The 22,281-nt window shown below is 61.1% G+C and carries 20 protein-coding genes; 5 read left to right on the top strand and 15 right to left on the bottom strand.

The features are described from left to right. Window positions 1-66: 66 nt before the first annotated feature. The 7 genes from MWH26_RS12085 to MWH26_RS12055 all read right to left on the bottom strand — a co-directional run bounded on the left by MWH26_RS12085 (window position 67) and on the right by MWH26_RS12055 (window position 8,151). Entirely contained in the window at window positions 67-984 is a 918-nt protein-coding gene (locus MWH26_RS12085; RefSeq protein ID WP_247974492.1) for a ribonuclease Z, read from the bottom strand. Window positions 985-1,151: 167 nt separating this feature from the next. After that, window positions 1,152-1,526, bottom strand: coding sequence for an STAS domain-containing protein (locus MWH26_RS12080; protein ID WP_044002696.1), 375 nt, complete (start codon window positions 1,524-1,526; stop codon window positions 1,152-1,154). Between the two features lie 101 nt (window positions 1,527-1,627). After that, on the bottom strand, window positions 1,628-2,482 hold the full coding sequence (locus tag MWH26_RS12075; protein ID WP_247974491.1) for a DUF4198 domain-containing protein: 855 nt from the start codon (window positions 2,480-2,482) through the stop codon (window positions 1,628-1,630). A gap of 134 nt (window positions 2,483-2,616) precedes the next feature. Further along, window positions 2,617-4,455: a glycosyltransferase gene (locus MWH26_RS12070; protein WP_247974490.1), complete on the bottom strand. Its 1,839-nt coding sequence runs from the start codon at window positions 4,453-4,455 to the stop codon at window positions 2,617-2,619. 152 nt (window positions 4,456-4,607) lie between these two features. Beyond that, window positions 4,608-6,425 carry an alpha-amylase family glycosyl hydrolase gene (locus tag MWH26_RS12065; RefSeq protein ID WP_247974489.1) on the bottom strand — a complete coding sequence of 606 codons (1,818 nt, stop codon included), beginning with the start codon at window positions 6,423-6,425 and terminating at the stop codon, window positions 4,608-4,610. 244 nt (window positions 6,426-6,669) lie between these two features. Then, a complete protein-coding gene (locus MWH26_RS12060; protein WP_247974488.1) occupies window positions 6,670-7,368 on the bottom strand; it encodes a DUF421 domain-containing protein in 699 nt (232 codons plus the stop codon). A gap of 93 nt (window positions 7,369-7,461) precedes the next feature. Further along, on the bottom strand, window positions 7,462-8,151 hold the full coding sequence (locus MWH26_RS12055) for a DUF421 domain-containing protein (protein ID WP_247974487.1): 690 nt from the start codon (window positions 8,149-8,151) through the stop codon (window positions 7,462-7,464). 278 nt (window positions 8,152-8,429) lie between these two features. On the opposite strand from MWH26_RS12055, the gene MWH26_RS12050 reads away from it, so the two are divergent. Beyond that, on the top strand, window positions 8,430-8,831 hold the full coding sequence (locus tag MWH26_RS12050) for a DUF6960 family protein (protein WP_244696865.1): 402 nt from the start codon (window positions 8,430-8,432) through the stop codon (window positions 8,829-8,831). Between the two features lie 123 nt (window positions 8,832-8,954). Here the strand turns inward: MWH26_RS12050 and MWH26_RS12045 are convergent, their stop codons facing one another. After that, window positions 8,955-10,301, bottom strand: coding sequence for a YfcC family protein (locus MWH26_RS12045; protein WP_247974486.1), 1,347 nt, complete (start codon window positions 10,299-10,301; stop codon window positions 8,955-8,957). 347 nt (window positions 10,302-10,648) lie between these two features. Between MWH26_RS12045 and MWH26_RS12040 the strand changes: the two genes are divergently transcribed. Together MWH26_RS12040 and MWH26_RS12035 are read left to right on the top strand one after the other, a co-directional pair. Further along, window positions 10,649-10,894 carry a hypothetical protein gene (locus tag MWH26_RS12040; protein WP_244696863.1) on the top strand — a complete coding sequence of 82 codons (246 nt, stop codon included), beginning with the start codon at window positions 10,649-10,651 and terminating at the stop codon, window positions 10,892-10,894. A gap of 75 nt (window positions 10,895-10,969) precedes the next feature. Continuing rightward, entirely contained in the window at window positions 10,970-12,490 is a 1,521-nt protein-coding gene (locus MWH26_RS12035; protein ID WP_247974485.1) for a glycosyltransferase family 39 protein, read from the top strand. A gap of 92 nt (window positions 12,491-12,582) precedes the next feature. Here MWH26_RS12035 and MWH26_RS12030 read toward each other — a convergent pair whose 3' ends face one another. The 5 genes from MWH26_RS12030 to MWH26_RS12010 all read right to left on the bottom strand — a co-directional run bounded on the left by MWH26_RS12030 (window position 12,583) and on the right by MWH26_RS12010 (window position 17,482). Next, window positions 12,583-13,185 (bottom strand): hypothetical protein, encoded by a 603-nt coding sequence (locus MWH26_RS12030; RefSeq protein WP_244696861.1) that lies wholly within the window; start codon window positions 13,183-13,185, stop codon window positions 12,583-12,585. 204 nt (window positions 13,186-13,389) lie between these two features. After that, a complete protein-coding gene (locus MWH26_RS12025; protein WP_247974484.1) occupies window positions 13,390-15,045 on the bottom strand; it encodes a M28 family peptidase in 1,656 nt (551 codons plus the stop codon). 88 nt (window positions 15,046-15,133) lie between these two features. Continuing rightward, window positions 15,134-15,484 (bottom strand): hypothetical protein, encoded by a 351-nt coding sequence (locus MWH26_RS12020; RefSeq protein ID WP_244696858.1) that lies wholly within the window; start codon window positions 15,482-15,484, stop codon window positions 15,134-15,136. 30 nt (window positions 15,485-15,514) lie between these two features. Further along, window positions 15,515-16,819, bottom strand: coding sequence for a PAS domain-containing protein (locus MWH26_RS12015; protein ID WP_244696857.1), 1,305 nt, complete (start codon window positions 16,817-16,819; stop codon window positions 15,515-15,517). 213 nt (window positions 16,820-17,032) lie between these two features. Beyond that, the gene (locus MWH26_RS12010) at window positions 17,033-17,482 is read right to left on the bottom strand and encodes a GNAT family N-acetyltransferase (protein WP_244698663.1); all 450 of its coding nucleotides are present in this window, start codon (window positions 17,480-17,482) and stop codon (window positions 17,033-17,035) included. 246 nt (window positions 17,483-17,728) lie between these two features. Between MWH26_RS12010 and MWH26_RS12005 the strand changes: the two genes are divergently transcribed. Both MWH26_RS12005 and MWH26_RS12000 read left to right on the top strand, forming a co-directional pair. Continuing rightward, on the top strand, window positions 17,729-18,274 hold the full coding sequence (locus MWH26_RS12005; RefSeq protein WP_244696856.1) for a DUF4136 domain-containing protein: 546 nt from the start codon (window positions 17,729-17,731) through the stop codon (window positions 18,272-18,274). A 118-nt stretch (window positions 18,275-18,392) separates the two neighbouring features. Next, window positions 18,393-18,695 (top strand): hypothetical protein, encoded by a 303-nt coding sequence (locus tag MWH26_RS12000; protein ID WP_247974483.1) that lies wholly within the window; start codon window positions 18,393-18,395, stop codon window positions 18,693-18,695. Window positions 18,696-19,102: 407 nt separating this feature from the next. On the opposite strand, the gene MWH26_RS11995 is transcribed toward MWH26_RS12000, so the two are convergent. Further along, a complete protein-coding gene (locus tag MWH26_RS11995; RefSeq protein ID WP_247974482.1) occupies window positions 19,103-20,305 on the bottom strand; it encodes a Gfo/Idh/MocA family protein in 1,203 nt (400 codons plus the stop codon). A 189-nt stretch (window positions 20,306-20,494) separates the two neighbouring features. Next, entirely contained in the window at window positions 20,495-22,228 is a 1,734-nt protein-coding gene (locus tag MWH26_RS11990; RefSeq protein WP_247974481.1) for a PQQ-dependent sugar dehydrogenase, read from the bottom strand. Between the last annotated feature and the right edge of the window lie 53 nt (window positions 22,229-22,281).

Below are 22,281 nucleotides of genomic sequence, written 5' to 3'. Positions count from 1 at the left end.
ACGGGAGCCGCTTAAATCGGCCCGCTGCCGGTCAGGAAAATAAAGGAAGCCTACCCAGCCGCCCGCCTACTCGGTTATGCTTACCGATAGGCCTTCCACAGCTAGCTCCGTCCACTCAAACATGGTTTTGGCTTCAGCCAGCAGGGGCTCCAAGTCGCGGTAGCGGCTGGAAAAGTGACCGATGAGCAGGCGGTGCACCTCGGCGCGGCGGGCCAGCAAACCGGCCTGGCGGGCCGTGGAATGGTGGGTTACTAAGGCCCGGTCGCGCAAATCATCTAGGAAGGTAGCCTCGTGATACAGTAGGTCCACGTCGCGCACGAGGTCGGCCAGGCTTTCCGTGTACAGCGTGTCGGAGCAGAAGGCATAGCTGCGGGCCCGCTTGGGCGCCATAGTTACGTGCGCATTAGGCACCAGCAGCTGGCCCTGCGCATTGTGCACGTCCTCGCCCAGGGTTAGGGCGTGGAGCTGGGCGTGGGTGAGGCCGGGCGGCAACAGTTCAGGGAGCAGGCGGCGGCGCTTGGGCTTTTCCCGGAACAGGTAGCCGCAGCACGGAATGCGGTGGCGCATGGGCAACGTGTGCACCGTCACGTTCTTATCCTCGAAGATGAGTTGGTGCTGGGTGGTATCAACCGGAGTGAATTCCAGCTCGAAGCTCAGGTGAGTGTAGGAATGCCGAAACTGGCTGGTCAGCACCTCATCCAGGCCGGGCGGACCAAACAAGCGCAGCGGCTCCGTGCGCCCGTTCAGGTGCATGGTACCCAGCAGTCCGAAAAGCCCGAAGAAATGGTCGCCGTGGAGGTGGCTGATGAAGATGGTGTGGATGCGCTGGTGCCGGATTTTATGCTCCATCAGGCGACGCTGGGTACCTTCGCCGCAGTCAATGAGATACTGAGCATTTCCCACGGTCAGGACCTGCGCCGTGTGGTGGCGGTCCAGGAACGGCGTAGCCGAGGCACTACCCAGAATTTTCAGCTCGAACTCCAAAACTTAGCGATTAGCTACTAGCTGTTGGCCGCTAGCTATTGCCGTGAAAGAAACAACCGAGGGCCAGATTGCGCGGGGCAAAAGGCCGAAAAAGAAAAAGCTGTTGACCAGTAGCCGTCAGTGTAAAACTAACAGCCAACAGTCAACAGCTAACAGCCTCCAAAAAACTATTCTTTGCTAGTCAGATCCCGCTCAATAGCGTGCAGGAAAATCCGGTCGATACCTTCTTCCACCGTGGGCAAAATATGCAGCACCGACTCCAGCTTGGAAATGGTGATGAGCTTCATCACGTGGTCCTGCAGCCCCGTAAGCACCAGCAAACCACCGGTAGAGTTGCAGAGGCGGTTGGCAATCAGAATGGAGCTAAGCCCGGAAGAATCCGTGTATTTAACGTTGCTTAGGTCCAAAATCAGGTTGTTGATGCCCTCGGCATTCAGCTTCACGAATTCCGATTTCAGATCGGGCGCGACCGTCGTGTCGAGCTTCTTCTCGTCAATCGTGATAATCGTGTAGGTCTCTTTTTTATCTATTGAGTACTTCATACCGCAGGTAGTTCGGTGGTTATGGGAGTTGCGAAGGTAACAAAAAAACTATTCGGGCGTGAGCAGACGACAAAGGACTTAAAAAGTGCGGTAGAGCTGCACTACGGCCTCTTTTGTTTGCTCACGCCAAACGTCAGGGTACTCCAGGTACTCTGCCAGTCAGCGGATTGCGCGGCCGGGGCGGCCACCATGCGCACGGCGCCGGCAAGGTACTCACCCGGCCCGGATATACGAAACAGCACCCGGCCGTTTTGGTTACTGCGGAGCGTATGAAGTAGCACCGGCTGCGAGGTGGGGCTCCGGTACCACAGCCGCACCGGCTGGCCAGCTACCGGCCGGCCCTCGGCCAGCACGCGCACAGTAAGTCCGGCGCCGCTGGCTAGGGTAGGCGGGTTTTGCTCGGGTATCAGCTCCAGGGGCTGGCCCACCACGCGCGCCCACGTGCGGGCCGTATCGGCGGCAGCGGCGGGCCCCACCTGAATCAGGGTTTTAGCGCACCGCCGGTAGGCCTCGCGGCCCGGCTGCCCGGTTTGGCCCCGCTGCTGGCGTTGGGCCAGCACGTAATCAAGGCCCTCGGCTTGCAGGTACGCGGTGAACTGCTCGGCGGGTAGCGTAGTAAATGCATTGTTGGTAACCAAGGCCACCATATGCGTACCGGGCTGCCGCAGGGTAATGGTGGTTGCCAGCGTGTCGGTGGTCGTAGTCAGGGGGAGCAAATTGGCCGGATCAGCGCCGGGCGCGTAGTGGAGCAGCTGAATTACCCGGTTGCGGCGGCCGCCCCAGGCCTGCCCCTGAAACCCTTGACCGGTGAGGCGCCGCAGGTGCACCGTGGCGCCGGGCAATACAAAAAATCGCGCCGGCTCCAGCCAGAACTCATTGGCCAAGGCAGTGGTGGCAATTAGCACTGCCACTACCCCGGCTAGGCTACTCCTTATAATGGTGGACTTCGGCGTCACATGTAGCGGAGGCAAAAGCGCGTGTTTAATTGGGGTAGCGGCGGGCCCGTACCGGCGGCCCGTAGTCAGATAAAAGAGCAGCCAGCTTCAAGGACGGCGTAAGCTGGCTGCTGATGTAGTGGTGGGTGGGTTACCTACTGCCGTTCCAGGGCCAGCTGGTAGGCTCGGTCATAGTGCACGCGCAGGTTTTTCCAGTCGTAGAGCTCGGCGGAGCTTTCCACGTTGTTGCGCTGCATGATTCGTTCCCGACGGTTGAGTTGCACAAACTGCCAGAGCATTTCCGTCAGCTCCTCGGCCGATTCCTCGAAGCTCTTTTCCTGGCGCTTGACCACGTAAATACCCTTGGCCTCGTGCTCAGGCACGGTTTCCATCACGTAGTCGCCGAAGCCGGAAAGGTCACTGGTAATGGCCGGTACGCCGCGGGCCACGCACTCCAGCGGGGTGTAGCCCCAGGGCTCGTAGTAGCTAGGGAAAATACCCAGGTGGCAGCCCCGCACAAACTGCCCGTACTCCATGGCAAACAAGGGCGAGGTAGGCGATACAAAGTCAGGGTGATACACGATTTTTACCCGGTCGTGCTGGTTGTTGACCAGGTTGGCGCGCCGCACGAAGTTGAGAATGTCGTCGGTGGCATCATCCACCAGGTTGTGGGTGATGACGGGGGGTAGGTTGGTGGTTTTCCAGCTTTGCAGGGTGCGGCGGTAACGGAGCTTCCAGTAGTCGTCGACTAGGGCGTCGAGGTCGGGCAGGCGGTGGTCGGTGCCGGCCGCGGCGGCGTAAAACAGCCGCTCGCCCACCTGGCGCTCAATGGCCTCGCAGGTTTCCTGTACTTCATCCAGAATGGCCCGGCTCTGCAGCACCTGGGGGTTGATGCTGTGGAAGGGGCGTTTGGTGATAAAAAACATAACTACCTGGCCTTCCAGCCCACTCTGCTGGAGGCGGTAGTTGAGGCGGGCCAGGGCCTCCAGGGTCAAGTCAAAGCCTTTGTTATGATACTCGTAGCGCCCACTCGTGAACAGGTACAGGGTCTTGTCCAGATCAAAGGAGTAGCTCTGGAAGAAGTGCGCCATCACGAACTCGTGAATCTTGGACTTGTACTGCTGGTGCAGGTTCTGAAACTCGTGCAGGGCTACAAACCGCTCAATGTTCAGCCCGTTGGGTAGCACCGCGTCCGGAATTCGGTCGAGCAGGTAGATGCACTCCCGCACCGTCAGCTCGCTTACCGTGGTAAACACGTGGGCGCCGTGGGCCGCGGCCCGCTCCATGGTTACGGCGGGCTCAATGTTGAAGTGGCGCGCCTCCGCCTGCCACTCCACCTGCATGAGGTGGTCGTAGAAGTTGGGGTCGTTCATGGCCAGGTAGCGGCCCAACAGGGTGGCGTGGGTAGTAAACACCAAATGCAGGGGCACCTGGTCGCGGCGCAGGGCCGGAATGGCCACCCCCGTCATCCACTCGTGAAAGTGCGCTACCAGCCGTTGGGGTGGTACTACCTCGGCGGCCAGAATTTCCAGGAAGGTTTTTGCCAAGTCGCCGAAAGCTACTACCTGGTGCAGCAAATCGTCGGTATCGGGCGTTGGAATCGTGTGGTGGTGCCAGAGGTCCGATTTAATCTGACCCAACCGGGGGTAGGCCTGGAAAGGATTGATCAGCACCACGCGGGGCCGGCCCGTAACCAGCCAAATACCCAGGCAGATATCATAGCCACGCTTGCGCATTTCACGCACGGCCCCGGCAAACGGGTCGTTGAGGGCAGCCATCTGCTGGTCGTCGTAGGGCTCAAACTCGCCCTGGGCCTGGTTGGCAAAGTAGGGCCCCAGCAGGCAGTACCGGTCGTCCCAGGCCTGCACCGTGGCGGGTACTTTGCTGCGGATAACGGTATAAATGCCCCCCACCTGGTTGCAAACCTCCCAGGCTACTTCCACGAGTAGGGCGTCCGGGGCAATAGGATCGGGGGCGGGAGCGGGGACTTGCATGGGAAAGAGGATTCGGTGGGAGTAGCGGCAAGATATGGTTCTGGCAGGGTTTCGCACGTAAAAAGAGCGGTGATTTGCCGGCGCAGCCAGTTTTTTACTGTCGCCGCCGGCAAATCACCGCTCTTTCTACGCAAGAGTGCCGCCAGTAGGTCCTACTCCGGCTCCTGGGAAAGGATTAGCACTGAGTACGGCGCCAGCCCGAACGTACCGTGGAAGGGCTGGTCGTCATATACCCCGTATTCGGCCTCGGTATCCACGCTCTCAAAGTTGCCGAACTCCTGGTCGTAGCCTTGCCAGTCGGAGTTGAAGCGCACGCGCCACCGGCCCGCGCGCGGTAAGCCAATGGTGTAAGCGGGGTGAGAACGGTCGGCGAAGTTGCAGAGCACCACGGTGGTGTCGCCGGGGCCGCCTTGGTCGCGGCGGATGTAAGCCAGAATCTTATCCTCATTATTGAGGTGAGATATATCCACGCGCTGGCCCAGCAGGCCCCGGGTATTGCCGTTCAGGTTCCGCCGCAGCCGAATCAGGTCCTGGTAGAGGCGCACCAAGCCGGCGTGCGTTTCGGCCCGGCTCCAGTCCAGGGGCTGATCATCGGAGAAAGAGCCGTCGGCCAGCATGTTCTGGCCCTGAAAAATCATGGGAATTCCCGGAACCGTGAATACCAGCGCCGCGCCCAGGGTAGAGCGCTTCTTTGGAAACCAGGACGCGGCGTTGCCCGGCATGATTTCCTCCGTCACGCGCGCCTTGCCATTGGCTACCTCATCGTGCGACTCAGTATAAACGACCCGCTGGAAAGCGTCGCCATTATAGACGTTACTCACGGCTTCGGCCACGGCGTGCATGTTGCGGTCGGCATCGTGCGGGGTAGTTAGCGCGTCGCGAATGGGGTAGACGAAGCCCGCGTCCCACTGGGCCGAAAAGCCTTGCCCATCCTCCTCCGGCGCCCGGGTAATGTACTCGTTGCCCAGCAAGTCCTCGGCAATGGTAATCTTCCAGGGCATCACGGCCCGGATTTCCTCATTGATCCAACGCATCAAACTCCACCCTTCGGGCAAGTCGCGGGAGGCGTCGGTGGTGCCATCCACGTTGCGGATGTGGGCAATGGCGTCGCAGCGCAGCCCGTCCACGCGGTACTCTTCCAGCCACATCAGGGCGTTGTCGCGGATGTAGCGGCGCACGGCGTCGCGGCCGTAGTCGGGGCGGTTGTGGCCCCAGGGCGTTTCGGCGCGCCAGTCGTTATAAAAGTAGATGCCGCCACCGTCGTTTTCGCTCCAGCCGTCAAACTGCCACAAGTCTAAGTCGCCGGGGCCAAAGTGATTGTACACCACGTCCAAAATAACGGCAATGCCGCGGCGGTGGGCCTGCTTGATAAACTCCTTGAAGGCCACGGCCCCGCCGTAGTCGGTTTCAATGGCGAAGGGGTGGGCCGGGTTGTAGCCCCAGGACAAGCTGCCCGGAAACTCGGTGGCCGGCATTACCTCCACGGCATTTATGCCCAGTTCCTGCAAGTGGTCCAGCTTGTCAATGGCGTCCAGGAAAGTGCCGGGCCGGGTGGGGTCAGGAGCGTGAAAGGTCCCGATATGCAGCTCATAAACCACCAACTCATTCCAGGCGGGCATCTGGAACTGGTCGTTTTCCCAGTCGAAATCGGGGTCTGGCACCACGGAGTTACCGGCCGAATGGGTGACTTCGCGGGCGTAGGGGTCGTTGCGAACTAGCGCGCCGGTGGGCGTGGTGAGGTGAAATTTGTATTCAGTGCCCGGGGCAAGGTCCGCAAAGTCGGCGGCCCAGTAGCCCTCGGCTTCGGGGTTGAGCGGGTGGGTAGTGGCATCCCACTGATTGAAGGGGCCCACCAGGGCTACGGCCGTAGCCGCCGGGGCCCACACGCGGAAGGTGGTGCCGTGTTCGTGCGGAAGAGCGCCCATGCCGGCTGGCAGCACGGCGACGGGGAGAAGGTCAGTTTTAGGCATGGGTTGTCGATGGAAAGGAGCGGGGAAGCTCGACAACCGCTCATACTGCTTGCATACCTCTTAGGTTGTAGCACGGCAGCTAAGCCACTGAAACTGAAGGCAACGAAGCTGTTCTTAGCGAGAAATAGGCTCTGGGCCTACCCTACCGCGCACTACCACGTGGAACACGCGAGAGCCTGAGCCGATGCAGGGTACCCGGCCTGGTGTGCTGCGCTACCGTCCACCGCGGCTTAACAAGGTAAGGTTAGGCTGAGGTGACGGCGGTAGTCCAGCGGTTTTGCTGGCAGCGCGGGCAGGCGTGGTTTGGCTCCGCGGACTGGTTGCGCTCCAGGTGGCCGCAACGCAGGCAGGCGAAGGTGCCGGGCGCTTTCTTTTGCTGCTGAATGTACTCCTCATCCCAATCCGGAATTAGGGTAAGGCCGGGCTGGGGCGGTTCCTGGCGCAGCAAGGTAAAGTCGCCGTTGGCTTCCATGTAGAGCCGTTTCACCTCACCAAGCTGATCGATGCTGGAAGAGCGAAGCTGGGCAAATAGCCGCTCCTGGGGTAGTACTACCTCTCGCATCTTGTCCAGGTTCAGGCAGCCATCTTCCACCATAATGGCAATATCGTCCTGCGATGCCTCCTCGAACTTTTTGCTGTGTAGCGTTTGGGCGGCAATGTAGCGTTGGCCCAGCACAATAAGCAGGGTGATGCACAGGGGTGGCACCAGCCCCCGGTCGGGGGCTTGAATGGGTACCCCAATGGCAGCAGCTAGAGAAACCAGGGCGGCCATTTCGTTGCGACTGAGCTGAGCGCCCATGCGCTTACCCATGAGGCGCATAGCCAGCAGCAGCAAGCCGTAGAGAAAGGCCCCGCGCAAGAGGGTTTCCAGCAGAAAACTCCACGGCACATCGCCTAGAAAGAACCGCAGCGGGTCAAACAAATGAAAATCCTCGGGTTTCATAAGGCAACATAAAGGCGTGAACAGGAGGAGTTTATCGGCGGCTGGCCGGGGCCGGCAACTCGTGAGCGGGAGGGAGGCGGGCTAAGCCGGAGCTTACTGCACGGCCGCTACCCACTGCTGCTGTCCGCAGTTGGGGCAGCGGTTACCGGCGTGGTCGGTGGGGGTAGCCAAGTAGCCGCAGTAGTTGCAGGTTTTTTGGTCAGGCGCCGGGGGCTGGGTGCGGCGAAGCCGGTCGTCCTGCTCGGGTAGCACCGTAAGGCCGGGCACGGGCGGGGTGCGCTTGAAAACGCTGAAGGAGCCGTCGGCCTCCATATATACCCGCTTTACCTGCCCCAGATGGGTAACTTTTTCGGCCCGCAGCTGGGCAAAAAGCTGCTCGTGCGAAACCCGTTCCTGCCGGAGCTTATCAATTTGGAGCACCCCGTTCTTAGCCAGAATGGTTACGTCGCCCTGCAGTACTACCTCTACTTTTCGCCGTTTAACGGCCAACCAGTTGAGGCCCCGCTGCAGAAACAGCACCAGCAGCAGCAAGGCCACAGCCGGGAGCAGGCCCCGGTTCGGAATCTGCATGGGTACGGCCACAATGGCGCCGAGCGTAACCATTACGGCCAGCTCAGTTATGGTTAGTTGGGCATTCATGCGCTTGCCCATCAGGCGCATAATCAGCAGGAAAATGAAGTAGATGAGCACGGTGCGCACCACCACTTCCAGGGTAAAGGCCACGGGTGCATCGCCGAACAGGATGCGGTTCCAGTCGCTGAGGTGGATGTCTTCTTTCTTCATAGGGAGCCGAAACGTTTCGTCGTTGTTCGGGAGCCGAACGGCCAAGCCGCCCCAGCCGCTACCCCTTCTCCTCAGGGCTGAACGAAGAGGCCAGGCTGGTAGTTATACCGAAAAGCTGGAAATTGCCTCCGTATAAATGCGGCCTTCCGGATGGTGCTGGCCCTCCGGCATGCGGCCCAACACAGGCCTTTTGCCCAGCACTTGCCTGAGGGGTGGCGGCTGCTTTTTCGTAGCTGGCACCTCCCGCTACCTTCATTCCGTACTCTGCTTTTTTATCCGTGCCTCGTCCTAAACCTGTTATTTACGGCCTGTACTCTTGGACTCCCGAGTTCGGCCTGAGCTACCTGCATCCGGCCAACCGCCGCTCGTTTGAGTGGCTGGAGCCCCTGGGCAAAGTCTTCGAAAAGATTGATGAAACCGAAGACTGGATTTTGCTGCGCTACGATGAGCAGCAGTTTAAAGTCAGCCGCGACCTATTCCGGGAGCTGTACGGCAAGCCACCCTTCAGCTTCGGCGACGTGGTAGGCGAAGTGCAGCCCGAACCGGGCCGGCCGCCCCACCAGGGCCTTATTTCTGACGTGTTTTACAATGAAGCCACCGATACCTTCCGGTTTCAGCTAGTAGAAAAGAAGCGCAAACTCAAGCGCATCTTCGAAGCCGAAGAATTGCGCTTGGCCTGATGATGAGATAGTGAGATGGTGATTTCTGCGCTGTCATCCTGAGCATGTAGCTTGATGCGCCACATAGCTCAGGATGATGGACTTTTACTGTGTGACGGCGGCTTTTCTAGAGCCGAAGTGTTGTTACAGACCCACCACAATACCGGCGATAATGGCCACGGCGGCTAGCACTACCAGCGCCAAGTATAGCGGGAAGGCAAAGCGCCACCACTCGTCAAACCGCACGCCGCAGGCCGCCACAATGGCCATGAGGGCACCGTTGGTGGGCGTTATCAGCTCGCAGAGGCCGGCACCGTACTGGTAGGCCAGCACCGTTACCTGGCGCGAGAGGCCGATGAGGTCGGAGAGGGGCACGAGCAGGGGCATGGTGAGCACGGCCTGGCCACTAACGCTGGGCACGGGCAGGTGCAGGGCCGTGTGCACGCCCATCATGCCCAGGGCCGCCGTCCAGGCCGGTAAGCCCGCTAGCGGCGCCGACAGGCCGTTGACAATGGTATCCACAATCTGGCCCTGCTCTAGCACCACAAAAATGGCCCGGGCAAACCCAATGAGCAGGGCAGAAAACGCAATGTCGCGGAAGCCGGCAATGAAGCCTTCGGCCGTGCCCGTTAGGCCCAGCCCGCCTACCAGGCCTGCCACTACCCCCAGCGTGAAGAACAAAGCTGCCATCTGCTCAAACTCCCAGCCCAGCTGCAGCACCCCGTAGGCAAAGAAGGCAAACCCGCTGAATAGCAGCAGTAATACTAAGCCATGGTTGCGCCCGGCGGCCAGCGTGCCGGGGGTGGTGGCATCGGCAGTTTCCGGTTGCACCCGGTGGCGCAGGGCGTAGCGCACGGTGCCGGCTATCCAGATGGTGAGGGCCAGTAGCAGGAATGCCAGGCGGAAGCCGCCGCCGGAAAGCAGGGGCAGTTGGGCCAGCTTCTGGGCAATGCCCACCTGAAATGGGTTCAGAGGGCTGAAGGCCGCCCCCACCGCCGCCGAGCCAATACTAACGGCGGCGGCCGTAACGGTGGGGTAGCCAATGCGGCGCATCAAAATCAGTAGGACGGGCACTAGGGGCACAATTTCTTCCTGCATGTTTTCCAGGGCCCCCATGGTGGCAAACAGCACCGAAATAATGGGAATTACTACGGCCTCGCGCCCCTGAAACTTCAGCAGCAGCCAATCGACGCCCCGGCGCAGGGCGCCCGTCAGGTCGACGACGGTAAAAGCCCCGCCGGCCAGAAACACCAGGAAAATCACGGAAGCCGCATCTACCAGGCCCTTCGGAATATCCACCAGCGCCTGCAGGGGGCTGACGGGGGTAGGGGCCACCCGGTGGTAGGAGCCGGCCACCACTACCTCCCGGCCCGTCACGGTATCAGTATGGCGCTCAAATACGCCCGCGGGCAAGAGGTAGCTCAGCAGGCACGCCAGCAAAATAAACCCCACCAGCAAAACCAGCGGATGCGGAAAGCGAATCGTTTTCATGCCGCGAAGATGGGAAATGGTAAGATAGTGGAGGGGCGAGATGATGAAATGGTGAGCGAGGTAGGAAATGGTAGCATGGCGGGCATGTAGCACATCAAGCCCGCGCGGTGCTATCCGTCCTCACTCAGGGACGTGTCCTGGCGAGCGAGGCGCGGCCATTCTTTCTCTCTTATGCCACACACCTGCTAACTACCCTGACAAGCCCTTCCTCAATAGTCACACGTCAAGGGTTTGTTCTATTAAGGAGGGGTAGCACACTAGGCTAGACGGATGGCCTTGAGCTACCTCACCCCACTACGTCGCCGCCCGGAACTGGCAGGTGGTATCTTTGGGTTCTGGAGCTGCTCATGAAATTTGCCGAGTTCAAACAACTACATATGTTCCGCCAGGCCGAGCACCTGCGCCGCCACGGTCAGCTGCTGGCCGAGCGGCGCCAGGACAGCTTCCGCCTGCGCCTGTTTGCCGCCGCCGACTTCTACGCCGAGGAGTGGTGTGAGTGGGACGAGGAGCGTATTCTCTTTATTCATTTGTTTCAGCACCCGGCCGGCCTGAATGAATATCTCCACGCCATCCGGCTCCCCAAGGAGTTGTAGAACAGGGGCAAAGGAGCAGTGGTGTTTATAGTAGGTTCTCTATATTGAGCCGTGAAATTCTTCCGGCTGCTTCCTGTGCTACTTGCGCTCCTGAAGGCCGCTACTGGCTACGGGCTAGCCAGCCGCGCCTACGAGCTGCACCGCGACGAGTATCTCTACCTCAACTACGGGCGGCACCTGGCCTGGGGCTACTTGGAGGTGCCCCCGCTAACGGCCCTGCAAAGTTGGATTACGCTGGCTTTGGGCGGCAGTTGGTTTTGGGTGAAGTTCTGGCCCATTCTGTGGGGTAGCCTTACGGTGTACGTGGTGGCGCGGGCTACTCAGCGGCTCGGTGGCGGCGCGTGGGCTGTGGTGCTGGCGGGGCTGTGTTATATCGTCAGTGGGTTTGCCCGCCTCAACTTTCTGTTTCAGCCCAATTCCTTCGAGGTCTTTGCCTTCACTCTGGCTTGTTACCTGCTGATCTGCTACGTGCAGCGGCCCCGGCCGCAGTACCTCTACGGCATAGGGGTAGGGCTGGGATTGGCGTTGCTTAATAAGTATTCGGCCTTATTCTTTATTGCGGCCGTGCTGGGAGCCTTGTTAGCCACGCCCCTGCGGCGGGTGCTGGCTACCCGGGCGTTCTGGCTGAGCGCCGCCCTGGCCCTGGGGCTGTGGCTGCCAAACCTGCTGTGGCAGCTGCGGCATGGCATCCCCTTTCTGCAGCACATGCGGGAATTGCACGACACCCAACTGGTGTATGTTTCGGGAGCGGCGTTCTGGCTCGATCAGGCCGTGATGTGTCTGCCGGCTTTGTGGGTATGGGTGCCAGGCCTGCTGGGGCTGCTGCTGAGTCGGCCGCTGCAACCCTACCGGGTAGTGGGGCTGATCTACTGCGGGGGCCTGCTGCTGCTCACGTTGCTGCACGGCAAAAGCTACTACGCCCTGGGCTACTACCCCATTCTGTTTGCGGCCGGGGCCGTGTGGTGGCAGCAGCAGCTCAGCCGCTGGCCCCTCCGGGCAGCCAATGTGCTGCGCCCGGCCCTGCTGGTGTTGCCGCTGCTGCTGAGCCTTCCCTTCCTACCCATCCTGTTCACGCTCAACTCGCCGGCCCGCATGGTGGCGGTGGGCCAGCATTACCGCAGCACGGGTGCCCTGCGCTGGGAAGACGGGCAAGACCACCCCTTGCCCCAGGATTTTGCCGACATGCTTGGCTGGCAGGAACTGGCCGACAAAACCTGGCAGGCTTACCAGGCCTTGCCCGCCGCCACGCGGGCCCGCACGCTTATTCTCACGGCCAACTATGGGCAAGCCGGGGCCATCAATTACGTGAACCGCCACCGTCCGCTACCCGCGGCGCATAGTTTCAATGGCAGCTACCTGTTCTGGTTTCCTGGACCGGCGGCCCGCCACTGGGAGCACATCTTGGTAATAGACGACGAGCCCGACCCTGCGCTCGGCACGCATTTTCGGCAACTCCGCCGGGCCGGGGCAGTGCGCAACCCCTACGCCCGGGAGCAAGGCACGGCCATCCTAGTCGGTTCCGGCCCCGATAGTGTTATTGTTCGGCAAATCAGCCGGGAGCATCAGCAGGCGCTGGCTACCTGGGGGCGGTTCTAGGGCAAGGCTCCCGAAAAACCACGGGCTCCGGTGAGTGCCGGAGCCCGCCTAGGTAGGTAACGGGGGCAAGCTAGCCGCGCCGGCCACGGATGTTAGTGGCGCTCAATTTCCACTATTTCGTCCTGATTGAGCATAATGTTCAGGTCGTAGCGGGTAAGCTCCACGGGCTCCGGGGCAAAGTTTTCCGGCTTGTTCAGCTCCTGAGCCCCGGTTTCGGTGTCAATTTCATAGGTGTTTGCCAGCAGCTTTACGCTGTTGCCGGCCACTTCCTGCACTTTCAGTAGGGAGTAGTGCCCGTTCTCGGTGCGGATGTAGTACAGGTCGCCTTTGTGGGGCGCGGTAATGAAGGTCTGGTTGGCTTCCTGGCTGAGGCTGTTGCTTATTACGCCCCACACTACCCCAACGGCAGCCAGCGCCACCCCCACAAAATGCCACAGCGGCACGCTGGCCCGTTGTTTTACTGCCTGAAACTCCTGCCGTAGCTCGGGCGTCATTTCCTTGGGGCGCAGCACCTGCCGGCAGTGCCCGCACTCGGAGCCCCCGGTTTTGCCCAGCGGAAACAGGGGCACCCAGTATACGTGAGCATAGCGCCCCATAACGCTAACGCGCAGACTATCAGGGGTAGCGCAGGTAGGGCAGGAGCCGGCCACAGGTTCGGTACGCAGGTGAGAAGTTCGGTAGCCGTAGATAATCATACGCAGTGGTGGGAGGTAGGCAGAGGGGCGGGGTAGGTCCTGTGAAAGTGCTAAAAGACCGGGCAAATCAGGCTTCGCCGGGCTTCAAACATTAATATTCGGAAATATATAGAATTTCAGCACTAAAAAAGGGTAAACCAGCAGAACCCTAGCTCCAGCTGGTTTACCCTTTTTCAGTACTGTTGCACTGTTTATTGGTGGTGCTTACCGTTGTTGTGCGAACCGTTGCCCGAAAAAGTCGCCGGGGTTCCAGGTGGGGCGCTGCGGATTCTGGGCCACGAGGTAGCCAATCAGGAAGTTCAGCTGCACGTACTTCTTGCCGGCCTCAAAATCAAAGGTGCCGTTGATGTCGTCCTGGGGTTTGTGGTAGGTGAGGGCGCGCCACTTCTGCACCTGCTCGCTGAGGTTGTTCTTGCCGTCGGGGGTGCGGTTGCCGTACTTAATGTGCAGGGCCGGAATGCCCTGGGCCACGAAGCTGTACTGGTCGGAGCGGATAAACCGGTTTTGGTCGGGCTCGGGGTCTTCCTCCACCGTCAGGCCCAGGTAGCGAGCTGCTTCCTCCACCGGCTGGGCCAAGGACGAATGCCGGGCGCCCAGCGGTACCACCGATAGCAGCGGGGCAATGATGGTGGGCATGTCGGTATTCACATCGGCTACTAGCGCCGTTTTGGGTACGGTTGGGCGGGCGGCAAAGTAGGCCGAGCCAAGCAGGCCCAACTCCTCACCGGTTTGCAGCACCAGCAGGATGCTGCGCTTGGGCTTCTGCTTGAGGCGAGAATAGAGCCGGGCAATTTCTAGCACCGAGGCCACGCCCGAGGCGTTGTCGTGGGCGCCGTTATAAATGGAGTCGCCTTGCACGGGAGCCGCCACGCCTAGGTGGTCGAGGTGGGCAGAGTGCACTACGTATTCGTTGCGCAGGGTAGCATCGGAACCGGTAATTTTTCCGACCACGTTGTAGCTGTCGAAATCCTGGTAAGTTGACTGCCAGCTGGCCTCCAGCGTGCCGCGCAGGGCCACCGGCGCCGGCTGGCCCTGGCGCAGGCTGCTCAGCACCCGGGCCGTATCGGTGGCCGCATTCAGCAGCAACGCCTGCAAGCCCGCCGCCGACAGCGTACCGGTCATGTTTACGCCCGAGCCGCTGATAAAGCCCCGGGCCGCGGCCACCTTGCCATCGGCCCCCAGCACGCTGGTGGTCGACAACGGCCGGCTAGCGGCCGCCGAGGCCGGGGCCGGGCGCGGGGAGGCAAACAGCACCCCCACGGCGCCGTGCTGGGCCGCAGTTTGCACCAGCAGGGTTTGGTCCTGGCTGGCGGCGGCTACGGTGCTGGGGAAGCGGCGGGGGGCTCCGCGCACAATCACGACTACCTTACCCTTTACGTCCAGGCCCTGATAGTCATCGTAGCCTTGGTCGGGGGCCGAAATACCGTAGCCGGCAAAGGCTAACCCGGTAGCGGGTAGCTGGGCGCTGGCCTGCTCCGGATGCGGGTACAAGTGAATTTCAGCGGCGGGCAGGGGCAGGCTGCCCGCTACGGGTTGGTAGCGGATGGTGGGGGTAGGCTGGGCGGTGGCCCGGCGCAGGCGCACGCGCTGCGTGAACCCGCCATCCTCGCCGGCTGGCTGCACTCCGAAGCTTTTCAGCTGGCTGGTCACGTAGTCGACGGCCATTTGGTAACCGGGCGTGCCGGGCTTTCGGCCCCGGAGTTTGTCGTCGGCCAGGTACTGAATGTGGGCCTTCACGTCATCGGGCCGGACGCGGCTTAGGGCTTTGACTACGGGTTTCGGAACGGGCGGTGCTGGTGGCAAGGGTGCGGCGCTGGTCAGGAAGGCGCCCGCCGAGAAGAGGAGCAGGGAGAGTTTCATCGGGCCAACATACGCAATAGCCCCGCCAGTAGCTACCTGCCGAAGGGCCGGGCACTGGCGGGGCCACTCACGTAGCGCGCCGTTCGGGTTAGGCCAGTTGCTCTAACTCCTTGAGGTAGGCCTCAATACGAGCGGCGTGGGCATCTAGGCGCTCCAGGCCAGAGCGAGATTCTTCCAGCTGGCCGCCTTGGTACTGCTGCACCAGGCCGCGGCCCGTATCAATCATGCGCTGCAACTCCTGCTCCAGGCGCTGCACGGGCAGGGCGGCCCCGTAGCGGGGCTTCACCACCGAGTACAGCCACTCGCCCAGCGGATTCTGGCGCATAGAGAACAGGGTGGCGTCGGGCTCCCGCACTCCATAGAGGATTGAGCGCAGCCGCGACTTAAACAGCACCTGCTTGATGCGGGCCTGTTGAAAATCGAGGTGGGTTAAATCCATGAGGAGCGGGATAAAAAAGTAACTACAGAATTAGCGAGCATCAGGTCCGCTGTTTTCAAGGGCCTGACGGGCCTCTACTAAATCCGTCACGTCGTAGGCAAATACCGTGATGCCCGCCTTCTGGCCCTGCTCTTCAAATAGCTGGTAAGTGAAGTTCAGGTAGCTGCGCTGCAGCTGGCCCGAGCCGTCCCGGTCGAGGGCAATCTGTACCTCGTTGCCGATGAATGTCTTGCCCGTGGTGAACACCCCATCCAGCAGCCCAATAAAGCCTTGCTCAACTACCTCCGGTAGGGCCTCAGCCACGGTGCGGCCCACCAGCTCCCGGTGCGGGAACAGCCGCTGATAGGGCGGGTTTACGAACTCGAAGCGGTGCTCTGGCCCCCGCAAAATGCAGATGAGCGCCGGCGTTTGCATGAACAGGTTGTAGAACGTCTCGCGCTGCTGCTGCACCTGCTGAAACGCCTGGTACGACTGATCGGAGAGCAGGGCCTGCTGCTCGTTTTGCTCCAGCAGCTCCTGCACCATCAGCTTCTGGTCGTGAATATCGGTGCCGCAGCCTACCCACATGGTCACCTCGCCGGTAGCGTTGCGACGGGGTAAGGCCCGCACCAGCACCCAGCGGTAGTGCCCGTCGTGACGGCGCAGGCGGTACTCCATCTGCAGTTCGCTGTTGTTGTCGCGGGCTTGGTTCCAGAGCCGCTGCGTGGCCGCAACGTCGTCGGGGTGAATGTCTTCGAGCCAGCCCAAGCCCAGGCTTTCCTCCCGTGAGCGGCCCGTAAACTCCAGCCAGCGCGGGTTAAAGTAGTCCGTTTCGCCGGTGGGCAGGTTGGTCCACACCATCACGGGCAACGATTCCAGAATAAACCGGGTGCGCTCCTGCTGTTCGGCCAGCTCGCGCTGTACCTGCTGGCTGCGCAGTTCGGCACGGTAGCGCTCAGTTACGTCTTGGGTGCGCTGCAAAATGAATTCCAGGGTGCCCTGCTCGGTTAAAATGGGGTAGTGGGTGGCCTCCCAGTAGCGTTCCTCCAGGCCCCCGCCTTGCTCCAAAGGCCGCTCCAGGTCGTAGCGAATTAGGGGCATGGTGTGGGGCTGGTGGGTGCGCCGCACCTGCTCGTGCGACTCCCGAATGGTAGCGGCCGAGGCCTCGTCGGAGGCGGGGTAGGCTTCGAAGAACGGTTTGCCCACGGCTTCTTCCCGGCTTTTCATGGACACGCCCACGTGGCTGTTGGTGTTATCAACAATGGTAGCCGCGGCATCCGGCGCAATTAGCAGGAAGTTATCGGGCAGGGCGTGAAACAGTTTTTGATAGTCGACGGGAAAAGAAGAGGTAGGCATGGCAGATAGAGCAGGGAAAGGGAAGCGCAAGCCAGCTAAGCAAACCGAGCCGTAGCAACGAGGCCAGCTGATAGCCGGGCAAAAAACACTGGTTTAGCAAACCCGATCAGCAGAGGAATGTTCTGGCTGGAAAACGTATTTCGCTACCTCCAGCCGTAACGGCTGGGGCCGTCGAGGTGATGGGAACAAAGAAAAACGCCGGGAAAGTGCCGCCTAGCTTCGCACCATGTGAATGTGCGGAATGCCATCTTCGAGGTAGCCCTCACCTACCTGCTGAAACCCAAAGCTTTCGTAGAAGTCCTTGAGGTAGAGCTGAGCACCAATTTGAATGGGCTGCTCGCCGAACAGCGCCGCTACCGCCGCAATGGACTCGCGCAGCAGCTCCCGGCCCAGGCCGTAGCGCCGAAACTGGGGGCTTACCACCACCCGCCCAATGCTGGCCTCGGGGTAGCTAATACCGGCCCCAAACAAGCGGGAATACGCAGCCAGCTCGCCCGTTTCCGTGTGGCCCAGCAAGTGGGTAGCGGCTTGGTCCTGGCCGTCGAGGTCCTGGAAGGCGCAGGTCTGCTCGACCACGAACACCTCGGAGCGCAGCTGCAGCAGGGCGTACAGTTCCGCGAGGGTCAGGTCAGGGAAGGGTTTGGTGGTCCAGGTCAGGGTCATGCGGCGCGGATGAAAAGATGAAGCTGCAAAGATGCGGGGCAAGCGGGGATAAACCGTTGCTGGCGGCCACCTACCTGCTTATTTCAGCGCTTGGGCGGCCCGGGCCGTATATCCTCGTAAAAGAAGTTTGCCACCCGGGCGGGGGGTAGGGCCAGGCGACAGGTGCTGTCTGTTGCGCGTGGGCGCTTCTCCTGTAAGCCTGGGCCTGTGCTTACTTTTCTGTTCCGCACTACTCCCTGCTAGTCTATGAAAAACCTACTTGTGGCCGCGCTACTTCTGACCACGGCCGGGGCCTGCTCGCCCGTCCGGATTGAGTCCACGACCCAGACGCCGGGCGTCGATTTCTCAGCCTATAAAACCTACAACTTTCTCGACGTGACGGCCCGCAACGAAGCCGCTTTTGCCGGCGGGGGCGTCGGGATTGAGGAGTTGAAACAGGCGGTGGCGCGGGAGCTGGAAAGCCGCGGCTACCAGCGTGCCGACACCCCAGACCTGTGGGTAAACATTGGGATAGTGACCGAGGAGAAAGTGCAAACTCGGGAAACCAACATTCAGTTTGATGGTCCGCGCTACATTGGGCAGCGTCGCTACCGCTGGGAAAAGCAGCAAGTACCCGTCGGGACGTACCGGGAGGGCACGGCCACGGTTGATATCGTGGATGCGGCCCGTAACCTGCAGATCTGGCAGGGGGTAGCCGCCAGCACCCTCACCAAGGACCCCGCCCGGCTGGCCGCTCGCATTGACGAGGGCATTGCTACCATGTTCGAAAAATACCCCGTGCAGCCCCGCTAAACCAGCAGAAAACCCACGGCTGAGTCACTAAATGGCTAGGCCGCTCGTATGCCTATTCATCTAACCTGCCGCGGTAGTCGCCTGCAACCGACTGCTTGGCTTCCTTACTTTCCTACCTATGTCGAAAAAGTCCAACCTTACGGCCCTGATCGGGGCTTCGCTGGCCGCCCTGGCCGCCGGTGTTTACATTAGCTACACGCAGGGGAGCTGGCCGTTTGCTAGCCAGTCTACGGGCGAGTCGTCGGATGCAGATGCCTCGGCAGATTCCTCCTCCGCTGACAAGCAAGCCGCCCCAAAAGCAGCAGGTGCCGCCGCCGCCGTTGATGTGGCCCTGACCAACGAGGTAGCCAGCTACACCGAGCATAACCCCAACAATGCCGGCGACTTCACCGACGACGGGGCCACCGGCAACGCCGACTAGCCCCCCTGGCACCTACGCCAGCGTAGTGAGTCCTATTGTGCCCTACCGAGCAAAGCGAGGAATCTGAGTTAATCTCCTAATGAGTAACCCAGATTCCTCGCTTTGCTTAGCAGGATACGTGTTGGCTTTAACGGATATGTTATCGAGAACTGTTACCAGTGAAGTCGAAGGCTGTCATGCAGTGCGCAGCGAAGCATCTCGCGTGCTGACGACTGCAACGACGCCATGCGAGATGCTTTGCTGCGCTCTGCATGATGAGCTAACACAATTCAGAAACCCGGGCTGTTCACATGCACTAGGTGTACGAGTCTTACCCGAGCCGTAAACCGGACTTCATTCACTTCAGCTTATTAGGATATCACTCAGCCAGCCAGTTTGAGCCCTGTGCCCAGGAAGCGGCCGGCGGCTTACCGGCTGCCTACCTTGTCCAGCACGGCTACAACCTCCTTAGTTGATACTTTGCGGCCCGTTTCGGCGGCGCGGTAAATGGCCTCGAGTAGCTGCACGTCGCGCAGGCCCATTTCGCCGGGTACGCGGGTGGGTTTGTTCTGCAGAATACACGCGGCGAAATCATCCATCTGGCGGGCCTGCTGGGGCACGTTGGACAGGTTCATGGCGCCTTTGCTGGTTCGGCCCTGAATGCCGCCGTAGCCAAATGCTGGTTGCAGCTCCATGAAGCCCTGGGCCGTGTTGGCGCGCAGGCGGCTATTGAGGTTTTCGGCGTAGCTGGTGCGGCACTCGGCCACGGCTCCATCGGCGAATTGCATTTGCCAGTTTACGCCCGCTTCCACCTCCTTAAATAGCACGGGGTCGGTTTTTGGGGCAAACGAAGCCGTGACGGATACCGGCAGCTGGCCTTTGGTATATACCACGCCCTGCACGCAGTAAATGCCCATGTCCATGAGCGGCCCGCCGCCGGCCAATTCCTTGTCCACGCGCCAGGGCGTGTCGTTGTTAAACCGGAAGCCATTGTCGGCTACTAGGCTCTTGATGGGGCCCAGCACCTGCTGCTGGCCCAGGCGCATCATTTCCTGGTGGTGGGGCTCAAAGTGCAGACGGTAGCCGATGCTGAATTTCTTGCCTGCTTTCTGCATGGCCGCAATCATGCGCCGGCATTCATCGGCGGTAGGGGCCATGGGCTTTTCGCAGATAACGTGCTTGCCCGCCCGGGCGGCTCGCTCTACGTACTCGGCGTGCAGGCCCACCGGCAACACGATGTACACGATGTCAATGTCGGGGTTGTCGACAATCCGGTCGAAGGTCTGGTAGGAATAAATGTTCTTTTCCGGCAACTGGTATTGCTGCCGCCATTGAGTTGCTTTGGCCGGCGTTCCCGTCACGATGCCGGCCAGCTTACACAGCTTGGTTTGCTGCAGAGCCGGGGCCAGCTGGCCGGTGCTGTACTTGCCCAAGCCCACCAGGGCCACGCCCAGCGGCTTGGCACTTTGCCCAAATGGGGTAGTCGGCTCAGTGCTAGCTTCTTCCAACCACGACAAAGGTCCTCCCATAGCTGAGGCACCCACCAAAGAAGCTCCCGCCCCCAAGGCAAGAGTGCGCATAAATTCCCGGCGAGAAGCCGCGGAGGAGTTAGCCGGATCAAAGCTGGACATAACGTGAGTAGTTAGTGTATATACAGGTACCGTATTCAGGATGTGTGGGTTACGAAAAGAGCGTGGTTCGTCGCTGGGGTATGGCTAAGCGGTTCGTGCCGCTACCCATGACGATGCGCCACTAGGTAGCGCCCGGCCCCAGCTACCAGCCCTGGCCGGGGAGCTATAAGATGAAAGAGCTAGCCGCGCCTACTGCTGACGCAGGGCCGTGAGCAGGGCCGGGGCATTGCGCTCGGCCTCGGTTTTCTCCTGGGCGGTGAGGGTAGGTTTAAGCAGCAAGTCGAAGACAGGCTGCTGGGCGGCGGGTAGGCCCGCGCGCTTCACCCGCTGGTCTTTGGGTTTCAGCCGCTGCACCAGGGCGGTTACTTCCTGCAATGCCTTTTCCGGGCTGACTGTCCGCTTGCCGGCTAGCGGCGGGGTAGTGGCCAGCCCCCCGCCCGCGTATCGCAGCTCAATGATGCAGCCCTGGCAAGCCGTGCCTTTGGGCGCTTCCTCGGAGGGGCCGGAAGTAACGGTTGCACTGTCGGTGGCGAGGTAGAGCGTGGTGCCATCGGGGGAGAGGGCCAGGTCGCGGTAACGGACCGGGCCGCGGAAGTACATCAGCGTGTCGGACGCTACGCTCGTGCCCTGGTCGTGGAGCAGCAGCCGAATCAGCTTACCCTTTTTCAGCGCCGGAATCAGCAAGGAATTGTGCCAGCCCGGAATAGCCGTGCCAGTGTACACGGCCAGACTGCTGGGTGCTTCTGAATTCCAGGTTGGCTCATCGGGCGAGTGGGCGCGGGTGCGCTCCAGCACCGTGGTCAGGAACTGGTTGCTGAGCGGATAAAGCGAGGCAATAGGGTTGCGGTAAGAAGGCCCAATAAGAGCGGCATTGGCCTTTTCGCTGCTGATGGTGGGGTAGGTAGTGTGCCAGCGCCCGGGCAAACTGGCGTGGTGAGAGGCTGCGGCGGCCAGCCCGTTGTAGTTGCCATCGGCAAAGCCCAGTACCAGCGGATGCCCGTAATTCTTGCCCCGCTCAATTAGGTTAACTTCATCATCCGAAAATGCTCCGTGCTCCGAGGCGTACAGCCGCCCCGTGCCGCCCACCACGGCGTAGGCCAGCCCCTGAGCGTTGCGGTGGCCCAGGCTCCAGACGGCGCTTTGCCGGTTGGTATTGAAGGGGTTGTCATTCGGAATCCACTGGTCGGAGGGGGCGTGGTCGACGTCGGGCTCAATGTGGAAGCGCAACACTTTGCCCTCGTAGGAAGTGGGGCTCTGGGCATGGTTGGGCCGCCCACCGTTCTCAAACTGCCCCGCGCCCAAATCACCTACGGAATAAAACAGGTAGTCGCGGCCCGCTACGGGGGCTATAAGCAGGCGCCCGGCGTTGTGGTCGTTGCTGGCCGGAATGGTGTCGCAGAGGACGAGGGGCCGACTCAGGGTTTGCGCCCGAGCGTCGTACTCGTAGCGCACGAGCCGGGCCGTGAAGAAGTGGCCGCCGTAGTTGGGGGCGCTGCCGTTGCCCGGTTGGTCGGCCCCCGCATAGCGGTAAATGTAGCTCAGGTACACGTAGGGCTTGCTGGTGAGCAGCTGCGGGTGCAGGGCCAGGCCCATCAGGCCGCCCTGGGGCCAGGGCTTGCCCCCATCCAGGGAGTCCGGAATCTTGTCGTAGCGCGGGAATTCGCGGTTTTTGCTCAGGTCCAACACCACCTGGCGGGCACCCGTGGCGGGGTTGAGGCGGCTGACGCGGTAGCCGCGGGCTTCCGTCAGCCAGAGGAAATTGTCGGGCCCGTAAGTGACTTCCCACGGGTCGCTGAGCTTTTCCGCAAGCACGCGCCGGGTAAACTGCTCGCCCAGCGGGCCGGTAGTGGTTTGGGCCGCGGCCGAAGAAATGAAAAGTGCTCCTAAGCTCCACCACACCACAATTCGCACGCGCATCCACATAAGCTTCCGGATTAAAAGGCCTTGCCATCAGGCAGGTTTTCTTACTCCCCGGC

Origin of the sequence: Hymenobacter sublimis, from assembly GCF_023101345.1 — a bacterium.
Lineage (GTDB): Bacteria > Bacteroidota > Bacteroidia > Cytophagales > Hymenobacteraceae > Hymenobacter > Hymenobacter sublimis.
This window is presented reverse-complemented; position numbering and strand designations above follow the sequence as displayed.